Source organism: Amphritea atlantica (assembly GCF_024347255.1).
GTDB lineage: Bacteria > Pseudomonadota > Gammaproteobacteria > Pseudomonadales > Balneatricaceae > Amphritea > Amphritea atlantica.
Window position 1 is genome coordinate 4,499,134 of the sequence record NZ_AP025284.1, and the last position, 22,877, is coordinate 4,522,010.

Annotated in this window: 21 protein-coding genes and 1 tRNA gene; all 22 read right to left on the bottom strand. The window is 50.7% G+C overall.

Annotation, left to right across the window (positions count from 1 at the left end):
- Positions 1-7: 7 nt before the first annotated feature.
- The 22 genes from rpsC to tuf (OCU43_RS20890) all read right to left on the bottom strand — a co-directional run bounded on the left by rpsC (position 8) and on the right by tuf (OCU43_RS20890) (position 22,840).
- Positions 8-694, bottom strand: coding sequence for a 30S ribosomal protein S3 (gene rpsC, locus OCU43_RS20785; protein WP_091361852.1), 687 nt, complete (start codon positions 692-694; stop codon positions 8-10).
- Positions 695-704: 10 nt separating this feature from the next.
- On the bottom strand, positions 705-1,037 hold the full coding sequence (rplV, locus tag OCU43_RS20790) for a 50S ribosomal protein L22 (RefSeq protein WP_091361855.1): 333 nt from the start codon (positions 1,035-1,037) through the stop codon (positions 705-707).
- Between the two features lie 15 nt (positions 1,038-1,052).
- Positions 1,053-1,328, bottom strand: coding sequence for a 30S ribosomal protein S19 (gene rpsS / locus OCU43_RS20795; protein ID WP_091361858.1), 276 nt, complete (start codon positions 1,326-1,328; stop codon positions 1,053-1,055).
- A 15-nt stretch (positions 1,329-1,343) separates the two neighbouring features.
- A complete protein-coding gene (gene rplB, locus OCU43_RS20800; protein WP_091361860.1) occupies positions 1,344-2,171 on the bottom strand; it encodes a 50S ribosomal protein L2 in 828 nt (275 codons plus the stop codon).
- 14 nt (positions 2,172-2,185) lie between these two features.
- A complete protein-coding gene (gene rplW, locus OCU43_RS20805; protein WP_091361862.1) occupies positions 2,186-2,482 on the bottom strand; it encodes a 50S ribosomal protein L23 in 297 nt (98 codons plus the stop codon).
- Positions 2,479-3,084, bottom strand: coding sequence for a 50S ribosomal protein L4 (gene rplD / locus OCU43_RS20810; RefSeq protein ID WP_091361864.1), 606 nt, complete (start codon positions 3,082-3,084; stop codon positions 2,479-2,481). Before rplD ends, rplW begins: the two co-directional genes overlap by 4 nt.
- Positions 3,085-3,095: 11 nt before the next feature.
- Complete coding sequence (rplC, locus tag OCU43_RS20815; protein WP_091361866.1) at positions 3,096-3,734, bottom strand: 50S ribosomal protein L3; 639 nt, start codon at positions 3,732-3,734, stop codon at positions 3,096-3,098.
- Positions 3,735-3,836: 102 nt separating this feature from the next.
- Positions 3,837-4,148, bottom strand: a complete 312-nt coding sequence (rpsJ, locus tag OCU43_RS20820; protein WP_036511965.1) for a 30S ribosomal protein S10 — start codon at positions 4,146-4,148, stop codon at positions 3,837-3,839.
- A 791-nt stretch (positions 4,149-4,939) separates the two neighbouring features.
- A complete protein-coding gene (tuf, locus tag OCU43_RS20825) occupies positions 4,940-6,163 on the bottom strand; it encodes an elongation factor Tu (protein WP_261832956.1) in 1,224 nt (407 codons plus the stop codon).
- Between the two features lie 30 nt (positions 6,164-6,193).
- Positions 6,194-8,284 (bottom strand): elongation factor G, encoded by a 2,091-nt coding sequence (gene fusA / locus OCU43_RS20830; protein ID WP_091362260.1) that lies wholly within the window; start codon positions 8,282-8,284, stop codon positions 6,194-6,196.
- Between the two features lie 42 nt (positions 8,285-8,326).
- A complete protein-coding gene (rpsG, locus tag OCU43_RS20835) occupies positions 8,327-8,797 on the bottom strand; it encodes a 30S ribosomal protein S7 (protein WP_091362261.1) in 471 nt (156 codons plus the stop codon).
- A gap of 143 nt (positions 8,798-8,940) precedes the next feature.
- A complete protein-coding gene (gene rpsL, locus OCU43_RS20840; RefSeq protein WP_091362262.1) occupies positions 8,941-9,315 on the bottom strand; it encodes a 30S ribosomal protein S12 in 375 nt (124 codons plus the stop codon).
- A gap of 221 nt (positions 9,316-9,536) precedes the next feature.
- Complete coding sequence (rpoC, locus tag OCU43_RS20845) at positions 9,537-13,763, bottom strand: DNA-directed RNA polymerase subunit beta' (RefSeq protein ID WP_091362263.1); 4,227 nt, start codon at positions 13,761-13,763, stop codon at positions 9,537-9,539.
- A gap of 72 nt (positions 13,764-13,835) precedes the next feature.
- On the bottom strand, positions 13,836-17,936 hold the full coding sequence (gene rpoB / locus OCU43_RS20850; RefSeq protein ID WP_091362264.1) for a DNA-directed RNA polymerase subunit beta: 4,101 nt from the start codon (positions 17,934-17,936) through the stop codon (positions 13,836-13,838).
- Between the two features lie 172 nt (positions 17,937-18,108).
- Complete coding sequence (rplL, locus tag OCU43_RS20855) at positions 18,109-18,483, bottom strand: 50S ribosomal protein L7/L12 (protein WP_091362265.1); 375 nt, start codon at positions 18,481-18,483, stop codon at positions 18,109-18,111.
- A 59-nt stretch (positions 18,484-18,542) separates the two neighbouring features.
- Positions 18,543-19,037 carry a 50S ribosomal protein L10 gene (rplJ, locus tag OCU43_RS20860; RefSeq protein WP_091362266.1) on the bottom strand — a complete coding sequence of 165 codons (495 nt, stop codon included), beginning with the start codon at positions 19,035-19,037 and terminating at the stop codon, positions 18,543-18,545.
- A 221-nt stretch (positions 19,038-19,258) separates the two neighbouring features.
- A complete protein-coding gene (gene rplA / locus OCU43_RS20865; RefSeq protein WP_091362267.1) occupies positions 19,259-19,954 on the bottom strand; it encodes a 50S ribosomal protein L1 in 696 nt (231 codons plus the stop codon).
- On the bottom strand, positions 19,954-20,388 hold the full coding sequence (rplK, locus tag OCU43_RS20870) for a 50S ribosomal protein L11 (protein WP_091362268.1): 435 nt from the start codon (positions 20,386-20,388) through the stop codon (positions 19,954-19,956). The genes rplA and rplK overlap by 1 nt, the downstream gene beginning before the upstream one ends.
- Positions 20,389-20,492: 104 nt before the next feature.
- Complete coding sequence (nusG, locus tag OCU43_RS20875; protein WP_091362269.1) at positions 20,493-21,026, bottom strand: transcription termination/antitermination protein NusG; 534 nt, start codon at positions 21,024-21,026, stop codon at positions 20,493-20,495.
- 12 nt (positions 21,027-21,038) lie between these two features.
- Complete coding sequence (gene secE, locus OCU43_RS20880) at positions 21,039-21,407, bottom strand: preprotein translocase subunit SecE (protein ID WP_091362270.1); 369 nt, start codon at positions 21,405-21,407, stop codon at positions 21,039-21,041.
- A 60-nt stretch (positions 21,408-21,467) separates the two neighbouring features.
- Positions 21,468-21,543 (bottom strand) — tRNA-Trp (locus OCU43_RS20885).
- A 73-nt stretch (positions 21,544-21,616) separates the two neighbouring features.
- Complete coding sequence (gene tuf / locus OCU43_RS20890; protein ID WP_261832956.1) at positions 21,617-22,840, bottom strand: elongation factor Tu; 1,224 nt, start codon at positions 22,838-22,840, stop codon at positions 21,617-21,619.
- Positions 22,841-22,877 lie beyond the last annotated feature (37 nt).

Below are 22,877 nucleotides of genomic sequence, written 5' to 3' on the forward strand. Positions count from 1 at the left end.
ATTACCCCTACTTTGAACCTTTCTTCTTAGGCTGAGCATTTTTCTGAGCACGCACTTCTTCAATGCCACCCAGAATCTCACCTTTGAAGATCCAGACTTTAATACCAAGCACACCGTAAGTAGTGTGCGCCTCATAAGTACCGTAATCGATATCAGCACGCAGGGTGTGCAGTGGCACACGACCTTCGCGGTACCATTCGGAACGTGCAATCTCTGCACCACCCAAACGACCACCGACCTGAATCTTGATACCCTCAGCACCCTGGCGCATCGCGTTCTGTACAGAACGCTTCATAGCACGGCGGAACATAACACGACGTTCCAGCTGGCTCGCTACGCTTTGTGCAACCAGTTTGGCATCCAGATCTGGTTTACGGATCTCTTCGATGTTGATGTGAACCGGAACGCCCATCATTTTGGAGCAAGCGTTACGCAGTTTTTCTACATCTTCACCTTTTTTACCAATAACAATGCCTGGACGGGCAGTGAAAATGGTGATTTTAGCATTCTGTGCAGGACGCTCGATTTCGATGCGACTTACAGATGCTGCTTTTAATTCGCCTTCCAGATACTCACGTACCTGAAGGTCGTTCAACAGCTTATTAGCGTATTCATTCTTGTCTGCGTACCACACGGAAGTGTGATCTTTAACAATCCCAAGACGAATACCTGTTGGATGTACCTTCTGACCCATGTGGTATCTCCTAGCAGTCAGCTACCTTGACGGTGATGTGGGAGGTGCGCTTCAAAATACGATCAGCGCGACCCTTCGCACGCGGTCTAATGCGTTTCATAGTCATACCTTCGTCAACGAAGATCTGTGAAACACGCAGCTCATCAATATCAGCACCTTCGTTATGCTCAGCGTTAGCAATAGCAGACTCAAGTACCTTCTTAACAAGCACCGCACCTTTTTGCGGGCTGAAAGCCAGAATATTCAGGGCTTCACCCACCGCCTTTCCGCGGATTTGATCGGCAACCAAACGCGCTTTCTGAGCGGAGATATGGGCGCCTTTATGCTTAGCGGCTACTTCCATTTTCTTAACTCCCGATTAGCGTTTAGCTTTCTTGTCTGCAGCATGACCCTTATACGTACGGGTAGCAGCAAACTCGCCTAATTTATGACCAACCATATCCTCGGTGACAAACACCGGTACGTGCTGACGGCCATTATGAACTGCAATCGTCAGTCCTACGAAGTTTGGAAAAACTGTAGAACGGCGAGACCATGTTTTGATCGGACGACGATCATTGGCCTCAATTGCAGCTTCTACCTTTTTCAACAGGTGAAGGTCGATAAAAGGACCTTTCTTCAGTGAACGTGGCACAGCTGTATCCTCTGATTATTTCGCTTGACGACGGCGTACGATCATCTTATCGGTACGCTTGTTCGAACGAGTTTTCTTACCTTTAGTCGGAACACCCCATGGTGTCACAGGATGACGACCACCAGATGTACGACCTTCACCACCACCATGCGGGTGATCTACCGGGTTCATCGCCACACCACGAACGGTAGGACGAACACCACGCCAGCGCGTTGCACCAGCTTTACCCAGACGACGCAGAGAGTGCTCGGAGTTACCGACCTCACCCAGTGTCGCGCAGCAGTCAACCAGCACTTTACGCATCTCACCTGAACGCAGACGCAGAGTCGCGTGAGCGCCTTCACGAGCAATCAGCTGTGCAGATGTACCAGCAGAACGTGCAATCTGTGCACCTTTACCTGGCTTCATCTCGATACAGTGAATCACGCTACCAACCGGGATGTTACGCAGTGGCAGGCAGTTACCTGGTTTAATATCAGCATTCTGACCAGATATCAGAGAATCACCAGCTTTCACGCCTTTAGGGGCGATGATGTAGCGACGCTCACCGTCTGCATATTTCAGCAGAGCGATATGCGCAGAGCGGTTTGGATCATATTCCAGACGCTCTACAACAGCAGGGATATCCAGCTTGTTGCGACGGAAATCGATAACACGGTAATGTTGCTTATGACCGCCACCGATGTGACGAGTCGTAATGCGACCGTAGGTGTTACGACCACCGGTTTTACTTTTCTTCTCGACCAGAGCAGCATGTGGCTTGCCCTTATGCAGATCCGGAGTAGTAACCCGGACTACGTGACGGCGTCCAGCGGAGGTCGGTTTAGATTTAACAATAGCCATTCTTGTAACCCCTCTTATTCGCCATCGATGAAGTCGATGTCGTGTCCATCAGCCAGGCATACATATGCCTTGCGAACGTCAGAGCGCTTACCCATACCGCGCTGTGTGCGCTTGGTTTTGCCCTTAACGTTAACGATGTTCACGCCAGTTACTTTTACGTCGAACAACTGTTCAACAGCCTTTTTGATTTCAGGCTTGGTTGCATCAGTTGCTACACGGAATACAACCTGCTGAGAACCTTCAGCAACAATCGTTGCTTTCTCAGAGATATGCGGCCCTAGCAGTACTTGATAGATGCGTCCTGGATTCATGCTAACGCCTCCTCAATTTTCTTGAGAGCAGCAACAGTCACAACAACCTTCTCAAAACCAACCAGGCTGACAGGATCGATGCCAGCTGCATCGCGAACGTCAACGTGCGGTACGTTGCGTGCGGCCAGATACAGATTCTGCTCTACGTCTTCTGTGATCAGCAGTGCATTAGTCAGCTCAAGCTCGTTCAGCTTGGCAACAAACTGCTTGGTCTTAGGCGCGTCAACCTGGAAGTTTTCAACAACAACCAGACGCTCCTGACGAACCAGCTCAGACAAGATGCAACGCATCGCAGCGCGATACATTTTCTTGTTAACTTTTTGAGCGTGGTCACGCGGCTGAGCAGCGAAAGTTACGCCACCAGTACGCCACAGAGGACTACGAATAGTACCGGCACGTGCACGGCCAGTACCTTTTTGACGCCATGGCTTAGCACCACCACCGCTTACAGCGGCGCGGTTTTTCTGAGCCTTGGTGCCTTGACGACCACCGGCCAGGTATGCCGTAACAACCTGATGAACCAGTGATTCATTGAATTCTTTACCAAACGCCAGATCGGAAACTTCTACGCTTCCTCCAGCTCCTGCAAGATTCAGATTCATTTCAAACCCCCTCAGGCACCAGCTTTAACAGCTGATTTAACGATTACGTCGCCGCCGGTAGCACCAGGTACAGCACCTTTTACTAACAGCAGATTGCGCTCGGCATCGATGCGAACAATTTCCAGGGATTGAACGGTTACACGTTCAGCACCCATGTGTCCGGCCATCTTCTTGCCTTTCCACACGCGACCAGGAGTTTGACACTGACCAATAGAACCAGGAGCACGATGAGAAAGAGAGTTACCGTGCGTCGCATCCTGCATGGAGAAGTTCCAGCGCTTAATACCGCCCTGAAAACCTTTACCTTTGGATTGACCGGTTACATCAATTTTCTGACCCGCTTCAAAGCGTTCAACAGTCAGTTGATCACCAACATTTACTTCTTCGTCACCTGACAGACGGAACTCCCACAAACCACGTCCTGCTTCGGTCTCTGCTTTCGCAAAGTGACCAGCAGCAGCTTTTGTAACGCGGCTAGCACGACGAGTACCTACAGTTACCTGCACAGCAGAATAACCATCAGTCTCTTCGGTCTTAACCTGTGTTACGCGGTTCGGTTCCACCTCGATGACAGTGACTGGCACTGACACGCCGTCTTCTGTGAAGACACGAGTCATACCTGCTTTACGTCCGATTAAAGATACAGACATCTTATAAACCTCACATTGCCAGTTGTGTACGGGGCTAAAACCCGCTATGGCTGCCTAAAAGGCATTCCACACGCAGACTTACTCATCTGCGCAATCGTCTAATTAGCCGAGGCTAATTTGCACTTCAACACCCGCAGCAAGATCCAGCTTCATCAGAGCATCAACAGTTTTTTCTGTTGGTTCAACGATGTCCAGAACGCGTTTGTGAGTACGGATCTCATACTGATCACGTGCATCTTTGTTCACGTGTGGTGAGATCAGAACGGTAAAACGCTCTTTGCGAGTAGGAAGCGGGATCGGACCATGCACCTGAGCACCTGTCCGCTTAGCAGTCTCAACGATCTCCTGAGCGGAAGAGTCAATCAGGCGATGATCAAAAGCCTTCAGACGGATTCTGATTTTCTGGTTTTGCATTTGACCACAATTCCTAGAATTAAAAAAAGGCTTTCGCCACCTAACCCCATTTAACGGGGTAGCGCATTCTACTTACCTCATACCCCCAAGTCAAGCGTGTATCGGTTACGAATTATACAGCCCGATTTCTCAGCAGCGACTCACCAGGTAAGCCTGATAAAGAAAAAGCAAATTAAAGGGCCAGCATTCAAGAAGAAGAGAGGCACAAAACTTTAATTTCCAGATCACTTGCGGACGCAAATGCGAGCAAGTTAAGTCCAGCAAAGCTCCTTTGCGTCTGACTTAACAATGTGATATCGGATATAGCTGCACTGAGAATTGAAATATACGAAACAGAACAACAAAGCGATCATCCGCTCAACCATTTGCGAACGCAAATGCGAGCGAGTAAATCCAAGCAATGTTCCATTGCGCGAGGATTTACGATGCGACAGCGGATATGGCCGCACCATCACGAGCAAAGAAGCCGAAACCTTAAGCCATATCAGCTAAAAAAAACGCCTTTGCGCCTGACTTAACAATGCGACTTTTGATATGGCCGCACACATGCTTGAAATACATCAAACACGAACAAACAAGAAACTACGAAGTGCTTATCCATCCCACCATTTGCGGACGCAAATGCGAGCGAGCAAATCCAAGCAAAGTCCCTTTGCGCCAGGATTTACAATGCGACTTTTGATATGGCCGCACAGAAGCCAGAAATACACCAGATTCCAGCCATATCAAAAAGACAAACAACAGAAACAAAAAAAGGCTCCCGAGGGAGCCTTTTTTCAAATCAGCGAAGATTACTCGATGATTTTAGATACAACGCCTGCACCGACAGTACGACCGCCTTCACGGATCGCAAAACGCAGACCTTCTTCCATCGCGATTGGGTTAATCAGGGTAACGTCCATTTTAACGTTATCGCCTGGCATAACCATTTCTACGCCTTCTGGAAGTTCACAAGCACCGGTGATATCAGTTGTACGGAAGTAGAACTGTGGACGGTAGCCTTTGAAGAATGGTGTGTGACGACCACCTTCATCTTTAGACAGTACGTATACTTCACCTTCGAAACGAGTGTGAGGAGTGATAGTACCTGGCTTAGCCAGTACCTGACCACGCTCAACGTCGTCACGCTTAGTACCACGCAGCAGCGCACCAATGTTCTCACCTGCACGACCTTCGTCAAGCAGCTTACGGAACATCTCTACACCAGTACAGGTAGTAGTCTGAGTGTCACGGATACCAACGATCTGGATCTCTTCACCAGTCTTAACGATACCACGCTCTACACGACCGGTTACTACAGTACCACGACCAGAGATTGAGAATACGTCCTCGATAGGCATCAGGAATGGCTGATCGATTGCACGCTCTGGTTCTGGAATGTAAGTATCCAGCGCTTCAACCAGTTTTCTTACAGCAGTTGTACCCAGCTCGTTGTCATCTTCACCGTTCAGTGCCATCAGGGCAGAACCAGCGATGATTGGAGTGTCATCACCTGGGAACTCGTAAGTATCCAGCAGCTCACGCAGCTCCATTTCAACCAGCTCCAGCATCTCAGCGTATTCTTCAGAGTCAACACCGCCACAATCTTCAGCCAGCAGGTCAGCTTTGTTCAGGAATACAACGATGTAAGGTACACCCACCTGACGAGACAGCAGGATGTGTTCACGAGTCTGTGGCATAGGGCCATCAGTCGCACCACATACCAGAATCGCACCGTCCATCTGTGCCGCACCGGTGATCATGTTTTTAACATAGTCAGCGTGTCCGGGGCAGTCTACGTGCGCGTAGTGACGGATAGTTGAATCATACTCAACGTGAGAGGTTGCGATAGTGATACCACGCTCACGCTCTTCCGGTGCATTATCGATACCGTCAAAAGCGACAGCCTTACCACCGAAAACTTCAGCACATACACGGGTCAGTGCAGCTGTCAGAGTAGTTTTACCGTGGTCAACGTGGCCGATTGTACCAACGTTAACGTGCGGTTTATTACGTTCAAATTGTTCTTTAGCCACGATTAATTCCTCATTAATATATTGGGCAAATTATCTTGCATTGATTATAGCTTCAGCGACATTATTTGGCGCTTCAGCATAATCAAAGAATTCCATTGAGTATGTTGCACGACCCTGAGTAGCCGAACGCAGGTCGGTAGCATAACCAAACATCTCGCCCAGTGGAACCTGTGCATTGATTATCTTACCGGAACTGCAATCATCCATACCCTGAACCAGACCACGACGACGGTTCAGGTCACCCATCACGTCACCCATGTAATCTTCGGGCGTTACAACCTCTACCTGCATCATCGGCTCAAGCAGACAAGGACTTGCGTCCTGTGCAAACTTCTTAAGCGCCTGGGAGGCAGCAATTTTAAACGCCATCTCGTTAGAGTCAACTTCATGGAAGGATCCATCATAGAGACGGGCCTTCAGGCCGATCAGCGGATAGCCGGCAATTACGCCGTTCTTCATCTGCTCCTCGATACCTTTTTCGATCGCCGGGATGTACTCCTTAGGAATAGCACCACCTACGATCTCATTGATGAACTCCAGCCCTTCCTTGTCAGATGGACTAAACTCAATGACTACATGGCCATACTGACCACGACCACCAGACTGACGAATAAACTTATGGTTTGCATCAACAGACTGACGGATTTTCTCGCGATAGGCTACCTGCGGCTTACCGATGTTCGCTTCCACGCTGAATTCACGCTTCATACGATCCACCAGAATATCCAGGTGCAATTCGCCCATACCAGAGATAATGGTCTGACCGGTTTCCGGATCGGTTGCTACCCGGAAAGAGGGATCTTCCTGAGCAAGCTTGCCCAGCGCGATACCCATTTTTTCCTGGTCAGCCTGTGATTTAGGCTCAACCGCTACAGAAATTACCGGCTCAGGAAACTCCATGCGCTCCAGAATGATCTTATGATCAGGATTACACAGGGTATCTCCGGTAGTTACATCTTTCATACCGATCAGAGCCGCGATATCGCCTGCGCGAACCTCTTTGATCTCTTCACGGTTATTTGCGTGCATCTGCACCATCCGCCCAACGCGCTCTTTCTTACCTTTAACAGTGTTAACCACACTGTCGCCGGAAGCCAGTACGCCGGAGTACACCCGGATAAATGTCAGGGTGCCGACAAACGGGTCGGTGGCAATTTTAAAGGCCAGCGCCGCAAATGGAGCAGAGTCATCCGCCTCACGGGTATCAAGGGTTTCATCATCATCGAGGGTACCCTCAATCGCCTTAACTTCAACCGGCGATGGCATATACTCGATCACAGCGTCCAGCACGGCCTGAACCCCCTTATTCTTGAATGCAGAACCTGCCTGCATTAGAACAAGGTCGTTATCCAGGGTGCGACGACGCAGACCCGCCTTGATCTCTTCGTTGGATAGATCACCCTCTTCAAGGTATTTATCCATCAGCTCTTCGGATGCCTCTGCTGCTGCTTCTACCAACTGCTCACGCAGCGTATCAGCCTGTTCTTGCAGCTCAGCAGGAATATCGTAAAGCTCGTATGTCATCCCCTGATCAGCATCATTCCACATGATGGCTTTCATACGGATCAGATCGACAACACCTTTAAACTCATCTTCTGCACCGATCGGGAAGTTGACCGGTACAGCATTAGCGCCCAAACGCTCTTTTAACTGCCGCACCACCATAAAGAAGTCAGCGCCTGCACGGTCCATCTTATTGACGAACACCATGCGCGGCACTTCATACTTATTGGCCTGACGCCAGACAGTCTCAGTCTGAGGCTGCACCCCGGAAGAGGCACACAGCACAACAACCGCACCATCAAGCACCCGCAGCGAACGTTCAACCTCAATGGTGAAGTCTACGTGTCCGGGGGTGTCGATAATGTTGATCCGGTGCTGATCAAACTGCTGACTCATACCACTCCAGAAACAGGTGGTCGCAGCGGAGGTGATAGTGATACCACGCTCCTGTTCCTGCTCCATCCAGTCCATGGTCGCTGCGCCGTCGTGTACTTCACCGATTTTATGGGACATCCCGGTGTAGAACAGAACGCGCTCAGTGGTCGTGGTTTTACCCGCATCGACATGGGCACAGATACCGATATTACGGTACCGGTTTATAGGCGTTTTACGAGCCAAAACTCAATCCTCGGAACTTACATCAAAAGCTTTATTAAAAGCTTAGAAGCGGTAGTGAGCGAATGCTTTGTTCGCTTCAGCCATGCGATGAACGTCTTCACGTTTCTTCACAGCTGCACCACGACCTTCAACTGCATCACCGATTTCACCGGCCAGACGCAGCGCCATGGATTTTTCACCACGCTTACGGGAAGCATCCACCAACCAACGCATAGCCAGAGCCATACGACGGGAAGGACGAACTTCTACAGGCACCTGATAGGTAGCACCACCCACACGGCGAGATTTAACCTCTACCATTGGCTGGATCGCTTCCAGTGCTTTGTTGAATGCTTCGATTGGATCTTCACCAGTCCGCTGACCAACTGTGTCCAGCGCACCGTAAACAATCTTCTCAGCAACAGATTTCTTACCACTGATCATCAGGTGGTTAGTAAATTTTGCCAGTGTAATGTTACCGAATTTAGGATCCGGCAGGATTTCACGTTTTGCCGCAACTCTTCTTCTTGGCATGATAAGCCCCTTTATCTACAGGTCTTCAGGTTATTTCAGGAATTGATACCTGACCTTACTCTTATTGCTTGCGGTCTAGCTCTAGTTGTATAGCGGGCTGTTTAAACAGCTGTGCCGGACTTCTGTCGCCGTCCCGGAAACGCTTAAGACTTAGGACGCTTGGTACCGTACTTAGAACGACCCTGTTTACGGTCGTTAACGCCACTGGTATCCAGTGCGCCACGTACTGTGTGGTAACGAACACCCGGCAAGTCTTTTACACGACCACCACGGATCAGAACAACAGAGTGCTCCTGCAGGTTGTGACCTTCACCACCGATGTAGGAAGTAACCTCATATCCGTTTGTCAGACGAACACGGCACACTTTACGCAGTGCTGAGTTCGGTTTCTTAGGGGTTGTTGTATAGACGCGGGTACAAACGCCACGGCGCTGAGGACATGCCTGCAATGCAGGTACATCACTCTTTACCACTTTGCGCTTGCGCGGCTGTCGTACCAGCTGGTTAATAGTTGCCATTAAGCAAACTCCACGCTTTTATTTAAGCACTAAAAAACAGGATTTTTTTCACTCCTGTCACGAAAGGGCCGAGATTGTACTCAATCCCGGCCCATCAGGTCAATATTCGACCAGATAATAGATAGTACTTTTTGGATCTTTCTTTCAATCACCATCAGGTACTATCTGTATATGCACCTTACGGACACGCTCCAATGAGTATCAGAGCCTGCCCAGGTTCATTATTCTGAATCAGGCATTGATGCCTGGTTCAGGGCTGCAGTCAGCGCCAGTTGAACATCTTCTGCACTGACAGACATGCTATCATCAGCCTTAACCGCCTGACGCTTACGGGCCTTGTGGTATGCCAGACCAGTACCGGCCGGAATCAGACGACCCACGACAACGTTCTCTTTGAGACCGCGCAGGAAGTCTTTCTTACCACACACCGCACCCTCGGTCAGTACACGGGTTGTCTCCTGGAAGGACGCCGCAGAGATGAAGGACTCGGTTGCCAGAGAGGCTTTGGTAATACCCAGCAGTACACGATCATACTTAGCCGGCATCTTACCTTCCGCTTCCAGGCGTTTGTTCTCTTCAACCACCTGATGGAATTCAACCTGCTCACCGTTAATGAACGAGCTGTCTCCGCTGGCGGTGATATCCACCTTACGCAGCATCTGACGTACGATTACTTCGATATGCTTATCGTTGATCCCTACACCCTGCAGACGGTAAACGTCCTGAATCTCAGAGGTGATGTATTTCGCCAGCTCGGCGACACCCTTGATCCGCAGAATATCATGCGGGTTAGACGGTCCGTCGGAGATAATTTCACCCTTCTGCACCGTTTCACCTTCAAAGACGTTCAGGTTACGCCACTTAGGAATCATGATCTCCATTGGATCAGCATTCTGCGGGCTGATAACCAGACGCTTCTTACCCTTAGTCTCCTTACCAAACGTGATGGTACCGGAGATCTCAGCCAGGATAGAGGACTCTTTTGGCTTACGCGCTTCAAACAGGTCAGCAACCCGTGGCAGACCACCGGTGATATCCTTGTTCACAGAACCTTCCTGCGGGATACGCGCCAGTACGTCACCAATGCCCACCTCAGCACCGTTGCTCAGGTTAAGAATCGCTTTCGCTGGCAACAGATACTGCGCCGGAGAGTCAGTTCCCGGGTGGAACAGATCATCACCAGTAGCGGCATCGACCAGACGGATCATCGGACGAATATCTTTACCCGCCGCCGGACGCAGTGCCGGATCGAGAATTTCAATAGTCGACAGACCGGTCAGCTCATCGGTTTGCTGCTTAACAGTAATACCGTCATCAATACCGACAAACTCAAGCTTACCCGCCACCTCGGAGATGATTGGGTGAGTATGCGGGTCCCAGTTGGCGACGATGGAGCCGGCTTCAACACGGGAACCATCCTTAACCTTGATCACAGAACCGTACGGCAGCTTATAGCGCTCACGCTCACGACCGTGTTCGTCGGTTACACCCAGCTCACCGGAGCGGGAAGTTGCCACCAGTGAACCGTCGGCTTTTTCTACAGACTTCAGATTGTGCATCCGGATCTCACCGGAGTTCTTAACCTGAATGCTGTCAACCGCGGCTGCCCGCGATGCCGCACCACCGATGTGGAAGGTACGCATGGTCAGCTGTGTTCCAGGCTCACCGATTGACTGTGCTGCGATAACACCGACCGCTTCACCCGGGTTAACCCGATGACCACGACCCAGATCACGGCCATAACACTTAGAGCAGAGACCGAAGGTGGTTTCACAGGTAATCGCACTGCGAACAATGATCTCATCAATTGATGAGTAACGTTCTTCATCGTCCAGACGCTTAACCCAGGCCTCGTCCATCAGGGTGCCCGCTTCGATCAGCACCTCTTTCCCGGTTGGATCCATCACATCCTGAGCCACAACACGACCCAGAACACGATACCCCAGACCGACAACCACATCGCCACCTTCAATCAGCGGCTGCATGATCAGACCTTCTTCAGTACCACAATCATCTTCAGTGATAACCAGATCCTGTGCCACATCAACCAGACGACGGGTCAGGTAACCAGAGTTTGCAGTCTTCAGTGCGGTATCCGCCAGACCTTTACGAGCACCGTGGGTTGAGATGAAGTACTGCAGTACGTTCAGACCTTCACGGAAGTTAGCCGTGATGGGCGTTTCGATGATAGAGCCATCCGGCTTCGCCATCAGACCACGCATACCCGCCAGCTGACGAATCTGCGCCGCACTACCCCGGGCACCGGAGTCGGCCATCATATATACAGAGTTGAAAGAGTCCTGAGCTTCAAGCTCACCGTGACGGTTAATCACCTCTTCCTTCTTCAGGTTATCCATCATCTTCTTGGCCAGAATCTCGTTGGCACGGGACCAGATATCGATAACCTTGTTGTATTTCTCACCCTGGGTAACCAGACCGTCGGCGTACTGCATCTCGATCTCTTTCACTTCAGCATCAGCTGAGGTGATGATATCGACCTTCTCATCCGGGATAACGAAGTCGTTAACACCGATAGAAGAACCGGATACGGTTGCCTGACGGAAGCCCATGTACATCACCTGGTCAGCAAAGATAACGGTATCTTTCAGACCAACGATACGGTACGCGGTGTTGATCAGGCGGGAGATCGCCTTTTTCGTCATCGCCTGGTTGACCAGCTCAAACGGCAGCCCTTTTGGCACGATATTGAACAGCATGGCACGACCGACAGTGGTGTCCTGAATGGTCGTACGGTGCTCTTCGTTGCCTTCGATATCGCGGATAGTCTCGCTGATACGAACTTTTACCTTGGCCTGCAGGTCAACCTGCTTAGCACCGTAAGCACGCTGAACTTCTTTAATATCAGAGAAGACCATACCCTCACCGAGGGCATTGATACGGTCACGGGTCATCCAGTACAGACCCAGTACCACGTCCTGAGACGGTACGATGATTGGCTCACCGTTGGCTGGAGACAGTACGTTGTTGGTTGACATCATCAGCGCACGGGCTTCCAGCTGCGCTTCAATTGTCAGCGGTACGTGTACCGCCATCTGGTCACCGTCAAAGTCGGCGTTGTAGGCCGCACATACCAGCGGGTGCAGCTGAATCGCTTTACCTTCGATCAGTACCGGCTCAAATGCCTGGATACCCAGACGGTGCAGGGTTGGTGCACGGTTAAGCATGATCGGGTGTTCGCGGATAACTTCATCCAGGATATCCCAAACCAGTGACTCTTCGCGCTCAACCATTTTCTTAGCGGTTTTAATGGTGGTCGCGTGACCACGCAGCTCCAGCTTAGAGAAGATAAATGGCTTGAACAGTTCCAGCGCCATCTTCTTAGGCAGACCACACTGATGCAGACGCAGGTATGGACCCACCACGATGACCGAACGACCGGAGTAGTCAACACGCTTACCCAGCAGGTTCTGACGGAAACGACCCTGTTTACCCTTGATCATGTCAGCCAGGGATTTCAGAGGACGCTTGTTAGAACCGGTGATAGCACGACCACGACGACCGTTATCCAGCAGCGCATCAACAGATTCCTGCAACATACGTTTTTCGTTACGTACGATGATATCCGGAGCACTCAGATCCAGCAGACGCTTCAGACGGTTGTTACGGTTGATAACGCGACGATACAGATCGTTCAGATCTGAGGTTGCGAAACGACCGCCATCCAGGGGAACCAACGGACGCAGATCGGGTGGCAGAACCGGCAGAACCTGAAGAATCATCCACTCGGGTTTATTACCAGAGGTGTGGAAACCTTCCAGCAGTTTCAGACGCTTGGACAGCTTCTTAATCTTGGTTTCAGAGTTAGTCGCCGGCAGCTCTTCACGCATCACTTCGATCTCTTCAGCAAGATCGATCGATTTCAGCAGCTCCTGAACCGCTTCAGCACCCATACGGGCATCAAAGTCGTCACCAAACTCTTCCAGCGCTTCAAAGTACTGCTCATCGTTCAGCAGCTGACCACGCTCAAGCGTCGTCATACCCGGATCGATAACAACAAATGATTCGAAGTACAGCACCCGCTCGATATCACGCAGGGTCATATCCAGCATCAGACCGATACGGGATGGCAGTGACTTCAGGAACCAGATGTGAGCAACGGGAGAGGCCAGTTCGATGTGACCCATACGCTCACGACGAACCTTAGCCAGTGCAACTTCAACGCCACACTTCTCACAGATAACACCACGATGCTTCAGTCGCTTGTACTTACCACACAGACACTCGTAATCCTTAACAGGACCGAAGATCTTGGCACAGAACAGACCATCACGCTCTGGCTTAAAGGTGCGGTAGTTGATGGTTTCTGGCTTTTTAACTTCACCAAAAGACCAGGAACGGATCATCTCAGGCGATGCCAGACCGATACGGATCGAGTCGAACTCGTCGTTCTGTCCCTGGGATTTCAACAGATTAAGTAAATCTTTCATTTCATTCAGCTCCTCGGGGGAGTTGACCGCGCAGCGGTTAATCAGCTGCGCAGTAAACTATCTGTTAAAGGGTTACTCGTTTTCCAGCTCGATATCGATACCGAGCGAGCGGATCTCTTTCACCAGCACGTTGAACGATTCTGGCATACCCGGCTCCATGCGGTGATCACCATCCACGATGTTCTTATACATCTTGGTACGGCCGTTCACGTCATCGGATTTAACCGTCAGCATCTCCTGCAGGGTGTAGGCAGCACCGTATGCTTCCAGTGCCCAGACCTCCATCTCACCGAAGCGCTGACCACCGAACTGCGCCTTACCACCCAGCGGCTGCTGAGTAACCAGGCTGTAGGAACCGGTAGAACGTGCGTGCATCTTATCGTCAACCAGGTGGTTCAACTTCAGCATGTACATGTAACCCACGGTTACCGGACGGCTGAACTCATCACCGGTGCGACCATCGAACAGAGTGAACTGGCCGGTGTCGCTCAGGTCTGCCATCCGCAGCAGCTCCTTCACTTCCGCCTCTTTAGCACCATCAAATACTGCAGTTGCCAGAGGTACACCACCTTTCAGGTTCTTCGCCAGTTCCAGCACTTCGTCATCACTCAGAGAGTCGATATCTTCATGACGACCAGACTTGTAACCACCCAGTTCGCTGTTATAGATACGGTCAAGGAACTCACGCAGCTCTTTGATTGTTTCAAGACGATCACGTTCAGCCTGAAGCATCTTATTGATCTTCACGCCCAGACCTTTAGCGGCCATACCCATGTGCGTCTCAAGTACCTGACCTACGTTCATCCGTGACGGTACACCCAGAGGGTTCAGTACGATATCGACCGGCTCGCCGTTCTCATCGTATGGCATATCTTCAACCGGCATGATAACGGAGATAACACCCTTGTTACCGTGACGTCCTGCCATCTTGTCACCCGGCTGTACGCGACGTTTAGTGGCCACATAAACCTTAACAATTTTCAGTACGCCAGGGGCCAGGTCATCACCGGTCTGCAGCTTGTCTTTCTTATCTTCAAACTTGGCATCCAGCTCAACGCGGCGCTCTTCCAGCTGCTCCTGAGCTTTCTCCAGCATCTCCTGAGTCGCATCATCAGCAACGCGGATCTTGAACCAGTCTGATTTCTTCAGCTCAGCCAGGGCCTCAGCGGTGATCTCTTCACCCTTCTTGAAGTTCGCACCGCCTTCAGCTTTCAGACCACACAGAGCACGTCCAAGACGCTCAAAGGTCGCCTGCTCAACGATACGCAACTCTTCGTTCAAATCCTTACGGATGCGGTTCAGCTCGGACTGCTCGATAGAGATTGCACGCTCATCCTTCTGCACACCGTCACGGGTAAACACCTGAACATCGATAACCTTACCGATAGTACCGGTCTTAACACGCAGTGAGGTGTCCTTAACATCGGACGCCTTCTCACCGAAGATCGCACGCAGCAGCTTCTCTTCCGGTGTCAGCTGAGTTTCACCCTTAGGTGTCACCTTACCCACCAGAATATCACCCGGGCCTACTTCAGCACCGATATGGACAATACCGGCTTCATCCAGCTTAGCCAGTGCAGATTCACCCACGTTTGGAATATCTGACGTGATCTCTTCAGAACCCAGCTTGGTATCACGTGCCACACAGGTCAGTTCCTGAATATGGATCGTCGTGAAACGATCTTCCTGAACGACCCTTTCAGAGATAAGGATGGAATCCTCGAAGTTGTAACCGTTCCAGGGCATGAATGCGATACGCATGTTCTGCCCCAGCGCCAGCTCACCCAGGTCAACGGACGGGCCGTCAGCCATGATATCGCCACGCTGAACCTGTTCACCCTGACGCACAATCGCACGCTGGTTGATGCAGGTGTTCTGGTTAGAACGGGTGTACTTAGTGAGGTTGTAGATATCCACACCCGCTTCACCGGCAACCGTCTCTTCGTCGTTAACACGGACGACAATACGCGCCGCATCAACTGACTCAATCACACCACCGCGATCGGCAACCACACACACACCGGAATCGCGGGCAACATAACGTTCCATGCCGGTACCGACCAGCGGCTTATCAGCCCGCAGGGTTGGTACAGCCTGACGCTGCATGTTTGATCCCATCAATGCGCGGTTCGCGTCATCGTGTTCCAGGAACGGGATCAGTGCCGCTGCCACCGATACAACCTGACGTGGAGATACATCCATGTAGGTTACTTTTTCCGGCGGCATAACGGTAAATTCATTTTCGTGACGTACTGCAACCAGTTCATCAGTCAGTGTCCGGTTCTCGTCCATGGCAGCAGATGCCTGGGCGATGACATGACGACCTTCCTCAATGGCTGACAGGTATTCAACTTCATCGGTCACCTTACAATCCACTACCTTACGATACGGCGTCTCAAGGAAACCATAGTCGTTGGTGCGGGCATAGGTCGCCAGCGAGTTGATCAGACCGATGTTTGGTCCTTCAGGTGTCTCGATAGGACATACGCGACCGTAGTGAGTTGCGTGTACGTCACGTACCTCAAAGCCTGCACGCTCACGGGTCAGACCGCCAGGTCCTAACGCAGAAACACGACGCTTGTGAGTCACTTCTGACAGCGGGTTGTTCTGGTCCATAAACTGAGACAGCTGAGACGAACCGAAGAACTCTTTCACCGCGGCAGCAACCGGCTTGGCATTGATCAGATCCTGAGGCATCAGGTTATCCGACTCTGCCATACTCAGACGTTCACGAACGGCACGCTCTACCCGCACCAGACCCACGCGGAACTGGTTTTCGGCCATCTCGCCAACGGAACGGATACGACGGTTACCCAGGTGATCGATATCATCCACAACGCCTTTACCGTTACGGATATCGATCAGCGTTTTCATGACCGACAGGATATCTTCTTTATCCAGCACGCCAGAACCGGTCTCTTCTTCGCGGCCCAGGCGGCGGTTGAACTTCATCCGGCCAACCGCAGACAGGTCGTAGCGCTCTTCGGTAAAGAACAGGTTCTCAAACAGGTTTTCTGCTGATTCCTTGGTTGGCGGCTCACCAGGGCGCATCATGCGGTAGATCTCTACCAGTGCTTCCAGCTGGTTACGGGTGGTATCGATACGCAGGGTATCAGATACAAACGGACCGCAATCAAGTTCATTGGTATACAGGGTTTCAAAAGCAGTAACATTACGGCTGCGAATCTGCTCCAGTAACTCTTCAGTGATCTCGCTGTTGCCTTCGCACAGCAGCTCACCGGTGGTCGGATCAATAATATCTTTCGCTAATACTTTGCCCAGCAGGTACTCAACCGGCACCTCCAGCTGAGTGATATTCTCTTTCTCCAGCTGACGGATATGGCGAGGTGTAATCCGGCGGCCGGATTCAACCAGCACGCTGCCGCTGGAATCTTTAATATCAAAAGTAGCCGTTTCACCACGCAGACGGGACGGAACCAGTGTCATCAGAATTTCATCTGCACTGAGGGTCCACTCGGTGTTGTCAAAGAAGGTATCGAGGATCTCTTCAGTGGTATAGCCAAGCGCGCGCAGCAGAATAGTTGCTGGCAGCTTACGACGGCGGTCGATACGTACAAACAGGCTATCTTTAGGATCAAACTCGAAGTCCAGCCATGAACCACGGTAAGGAATAACACGGGCAGAATACAGCAGCTTCCCGGAGGAGTGCGTTTTACCCTTGTCATGGTCGAAGAATACACCCGGCGAACGGTGCAGCTGAGAGACAATAACCCGCTCAGTACCGTTGACAACGAAAGTACCGTTGTCGGTCATCAGCGGCATTTCGCCCATGTATACTTCTTGTTCTTTAATATCTTTAATCGCTTTATTTGAAGAATCGCGATCATAGATTACCAGGCGTACTTTAACGCGCAGCGGGGCAGCATAAGTAATACCACGCATCTGGCATTCTTTAACGTCAAAAACCGGCTCGCCCAGACGGTAACCTACATATTCCAATGCGGCGTTTCCGGAATAGGAAACGATCGGGAATACGGAACTGAAAGCCGCATGCAGCCCGATATCTTTACGCTCTGCAGAATCAGCACCCTGTTGCAGGAATTTCAAATAAGAATCCAACTGGATTGCCAACAGATATGGCACATCCATCGCTTCCGGCAGCTTTCCGAAGTCTTTACGGATGCGTTTCTTTTCAGTATATGAGTAAGCCATCTAAGTTCCCCAGCATCTGCACCTGAAAAATTCAAACAAACCGAAGGAAATTTCTCGGCCTGTGAACCGTTATTATTTGCTCTTACTAATAACGGAAAAAGGCCGGTGGCACTTTGCCACCAGCCGTAGATGTATCAGCTACTAAATAGTCTGATACGAAGCATCGCGCCGCTTACTTAACTTCAACAGTTGCGCCAGCTTCTTCCAGAGCAGCTTTAAGTGCTTCTGCGTCTTCCTTGCTAACACCTTCTTTAACGGTAGCAGGAGCGCCGTCAACCATACCTTTAGCTTCTTTCAAGCCCAGGCCAGTTGCTGCACGAACAGCTTTGATTACGTTTACTTTCTTGTCGCCAGCGCCAGTCAGTACAACGTCGAATTCAGTCTGCTCTTCAGCAGCAGCACCAGCGTCGCCGCCAGCTGCACCAGCAACTGCAACAGCAGCAGCAGATACACCGAATTTTTCTTCCATTGCTTCAACCAGTGCTACAACGTCCATTACAGACATTTCAGCGATTGCGTTCAAGATATCTTCTTTAGATACGGACATGTTTAATTCCTAAAATATTCGAGCCAGAGGCTCTTAAACTCGTTCTTAAGCGGCTTGTATTAAGCAGCTGCTTGTTCTTTCTGTTCGCGAACAGCCGCGATAGTGCGCACCAGCTTGCCTGCTGCAGCTTCTTTCATGCAGCCCATCAGCTTGGCGATCGCTTCGTCGTATGTTGGCAGTGAAGCCAGCATAGAGATATCAACGATCTGTCCTTCGAAAGCAGCGGTCTTCAGCTCCAGCTTGTCATTTCCCTTGGCGAAATCTTTCAGAATTCGCGCACCGGCACCTGGGTGCTCAGTAGAGAATGCAATCAGAGTCGGACCTACGAATGAATCAGTGATACATTCGAAATCAGAGCCTTCTACTGCACGACGTGCCAGCGTATTACGTACGACGCGCAGCCATACTCCCGCTTCACGTGCCTGCTTACGCAGCTCAGTCATCTTCTCAACGGTCACACCGCGAGAATCTGCAACTACAGCAGAGAGAGCGCCCTTGGCAGCTTCCTGGACTTCAGCGACAATCGCTTTTTTATCTTCGAGTCCTAATGCCACGATTTACTCCTGGGTTTAGTCTTTTCGACTGTTTACCATTCACTTCAGCATCGATCACTGAAGCGCCGAGTACGGTGGTTCAATTGATCCTGTTAAGGGGATCACACCGTCTGCGCAGGCTGATAGATTAAGAGTCCGGTTACGTGCACCATTCTCACCTGCGGTCTTTGACGACCTCTGCAGCAACGCCGCAGAGACCCTCAATTCTTTCTGAAAACCGATTAAACGCTCAGTGAGCTCTGATCGATTGCCAGACCTGGCCCCATAGTGGTGGACAGGGTAACTTTCTTCATGTAAACGCCTTTAGCAGAAGCAGGCTTCAGCTTTTTCAGCTCGCTCAGCAGCGCTTCAACGTTTGCTTTGATAGCATCAGCTTCGAAGCCAACTTTACCAACGCCAGCGTGGATAATACCGTTCTTGTCAGTACGGAAACGTACCTGACCCGCCTTAGCATTGTTGACCGCAGTCACAACATCAGGGGTTACAGTACCTACCTTAGGGTTTGGCATCAGACCACGTGGACCCAGAACCTGACCCAGCTGACCCACAACGCGCATCGCATCCGGAGTCGCGATAACAACGTCAAAGTTCAGATCGCCGCCTTTGATCTGTTCAGCCAGATCATCAAAACCAACAACGTCAGCACCCGCTGCTTTAGCTTTCTCTGCGTTCTCGCCCTGCGCAAATACCGCAACACGAACATCTTTACCAGTACCGCTAGGCAGAACACTTGAACCACGTACGTTCTGGTCAGATTTACGTGGGTCAACGCCCAGGTTTACTGCCACATCGACAGACTCTTTAAAGCCAACAGTTGACAGTTCGTTTAGCAGCGCAACAGCATCAGCAACAGAGTACTGCTTACCTGGTTCAACTTTTTCAGCAATCGCCTTTTGGCGTTTAGTCAGCTTAGCCATTACTCAGCTCCTTCCACGATCAGACCCATGCTACGTGCACTACCTGCGATGGTACGAACCGCTGCATCCATATCAGAAGCAGTCAGATCAGCCATTTTAGTGGTAGCAATCTCTTCCAGCTGAGCGCGGGTAACAGTACCGACTTTCTCAGTATTAGGACGACCAGAACCGCTCTTCAGGCCTGCAGCTTTCTTCAGCAGAACAGCAGCCGGAGGAGTCTTGGTAATGAAAGTAAAGCTGCGATCAGCATAAACAGTGATCACAACCGGAGTCGGCAGACCCGGCTCAATACCCTGTGTAGCCGCGTTAAACGCCTTACAGAATTCCATGATGTTAACACCATGCTGACCCAGTGCTGGACCAACGGGTGGACTTGGGTTCGCCTGACCGGCGGCAACCTGCAGCTTAATATAAGCCTGGATTTTCTTAGCCATGTTTTACTCCTGGTGGGTAGTAGCGCCTTTCGGCTCCCCGGTTTAAAGACGGAAAAACCCCAGCACCTATTCAAGCACCGAGGTTAATTCCTGACATACTGCTATCAGGCTTTTTCGACCTGACCAAACTCCAGCTCGACCGGAGTCGAACGACCGAAGATCAGCACTGCAACATGCAGCCTGTTCTTCTCATAATTCACTTCTTCAACTACGCCATTAAAGTCGGCAAACGGACCATCAATAACGCGCACCATTTCACCCGGCTCGAACAGAGTTTTCGGACGCGGCTGATCAACACCACTCTCAACGCGTTGCAGAATGGCTTGTGCTTCTTTTTCGGTAATTGGCGCAGGCTTATCAGCCGTACCACCGATAAAACCGAGGACACGTGGCGTATCTTTCACCAGGTGCCAGGTATCATCATTCATTTCCATCTGAACCAGAACATAGCCCGGATAGAATTTACGCTCAGACTTACGTTTTTTGCCTTCGCGGATCTCAACAACCTCTTCTGTTGGAACGAGGATATCGCCGAAGCCATCCTGCATATTATGCAGCTCAACCCGTTCTTTCAGAGAGTTCATTACACGCTTCTCGTAACCGGAGTACGCATGTACAACATACCATCGCATAGCCATGCCTCTTCCCTCTTATCCGATTACAGCTGCAACGCCCAGACTCAACAAAGAATCAAGACCCCACAGAAGCAAACCTACAATCAAAACCACCACCGTAACAATCAGAGTTGTCTGAAGTGTTTCCTGGCGGGTTGGCCATACAACTTTGCGAATTTCAGATCGCGCTTCTTTAAACAGAGTAAAGAAAGCCAGACCTTTAGCTGTTTGCAGCGCAACAAAGCCTGCAACACCAGCAAGAACTAATAATGCAATTACGCGATACAGCAGAGACTCTTCTGAATAAACAGAATTACCTACTACGCCAGCAGCTACAATTGCTACCACTACGACCCATTTCAGGCCATCCAGCTTTGAACCTTCGGAAGACACTTTAGAATTCACGATGGGCCTCGGTTATCGATAATTTGCTATGACTTGTTAGATGCCAACTCAGATTAGAGTTGGCAGGCCAGGAGGGACTCGAACCCCCAACCTGCGGTTTTGGAGACCGCTGCTCTGCCAATTGAGCCACTGGCCTAGTGCTAACTAGGGACGCGTATGTTACACGCATCCCTACTAGGTGGCAACCGTTAAGTTGCCTAAATCATCAATTACTCGATGATTTTAGATACAACGCCTGCACCCACAGTACGACCGCCTTCACGGATCGCAAAACGCAGACCTTCTTCCATCGCGATTGGGTTAATCAGGGTAACGTCCATTTTAACGTTATCGCCTGGCATAACCATTTCTACGCCTTCTGGAAGTTCACAAGCACCGGTGATATCAGTTGTACGGAAGTAGAACTGTGGACGGTAGCCTTTGAAGAATGGAGTGTGACGACCACCTTCATCTTTAGACAGTACGTATACTTCACCTTCGAAACGAGTGTGAGGAGTGATAGTACCTGGCTTAGCCAGTACCTGACCACGCTCAACGTCGTCACGCTTAGTACCACGCAGCAGCGCACCAATGTTCTCACCTGCACGACCTTCGTCAAGCAGCTTACGGAACATCTCTACACCAGTACAGGTAGTAGTCTGAGTGTCACGGATACCAACGATCTGGATCTCTTCACCAGTCTTAACGATACCACGCTCTACACGACCGGTTACTACAGTACCACGACCAGAGATTGAGAATACGTCCTCGATAGGCATCAGGAATGGCTGATCGATTGCACGCTCTGGTTCTGGAATGTAAGTATCCAGCGCTTCAACCAGTTTTCTTACAGCAGTTGTACCCAGCTCGTTGTCATCTTCACCGTTCAGTGCCATCAGGGCAGAACCAGCGATGATTGGAGTGTCATCACCTGGGAACTCGTAAGTATCCAGCAGCTCACGCAGCTCCATTTCAACCAGCTCCAGCATCTCAGCGTATTCTTCAGAGTCAACACCGCCACAATCTTCAGCCAGCAGGTCAGCTTTGTTCAGGAATACAACGATGTAAGGTACACCCACCTGACGAGACAGCAGGATGTGTTCACGAGTCTGTGGCATAGGGCCATCAGTCGCACCACATACCAGAATCGCACCGTCCATCTGTGCCGCACCGGTGATCATGTTTTTAACATAGTCAGCGTGTCCGGGGCAGTCTACGTGCGCGTAGTGACGGATAGTTGAATCATACTCAACGTGAGAGGTTGCGATAGTGATACCACGCTCACGCTCTTCCGGTGCATTATCGATACCGTCAAAAGCGACAGCCTTACCACCGAAAACTTCAGCACATACACGGGTCAGTGCAGCTGTCAGAGTAGTTTTACCGTGGTCAACGTGGCCGATTGTACCAACGTTAACGTGCGGTTTATTACGTTCAAATTGTTCTTTAGCCATTGCCATTTACCTTGAGTAAAGTAAGTGTGATTAACCA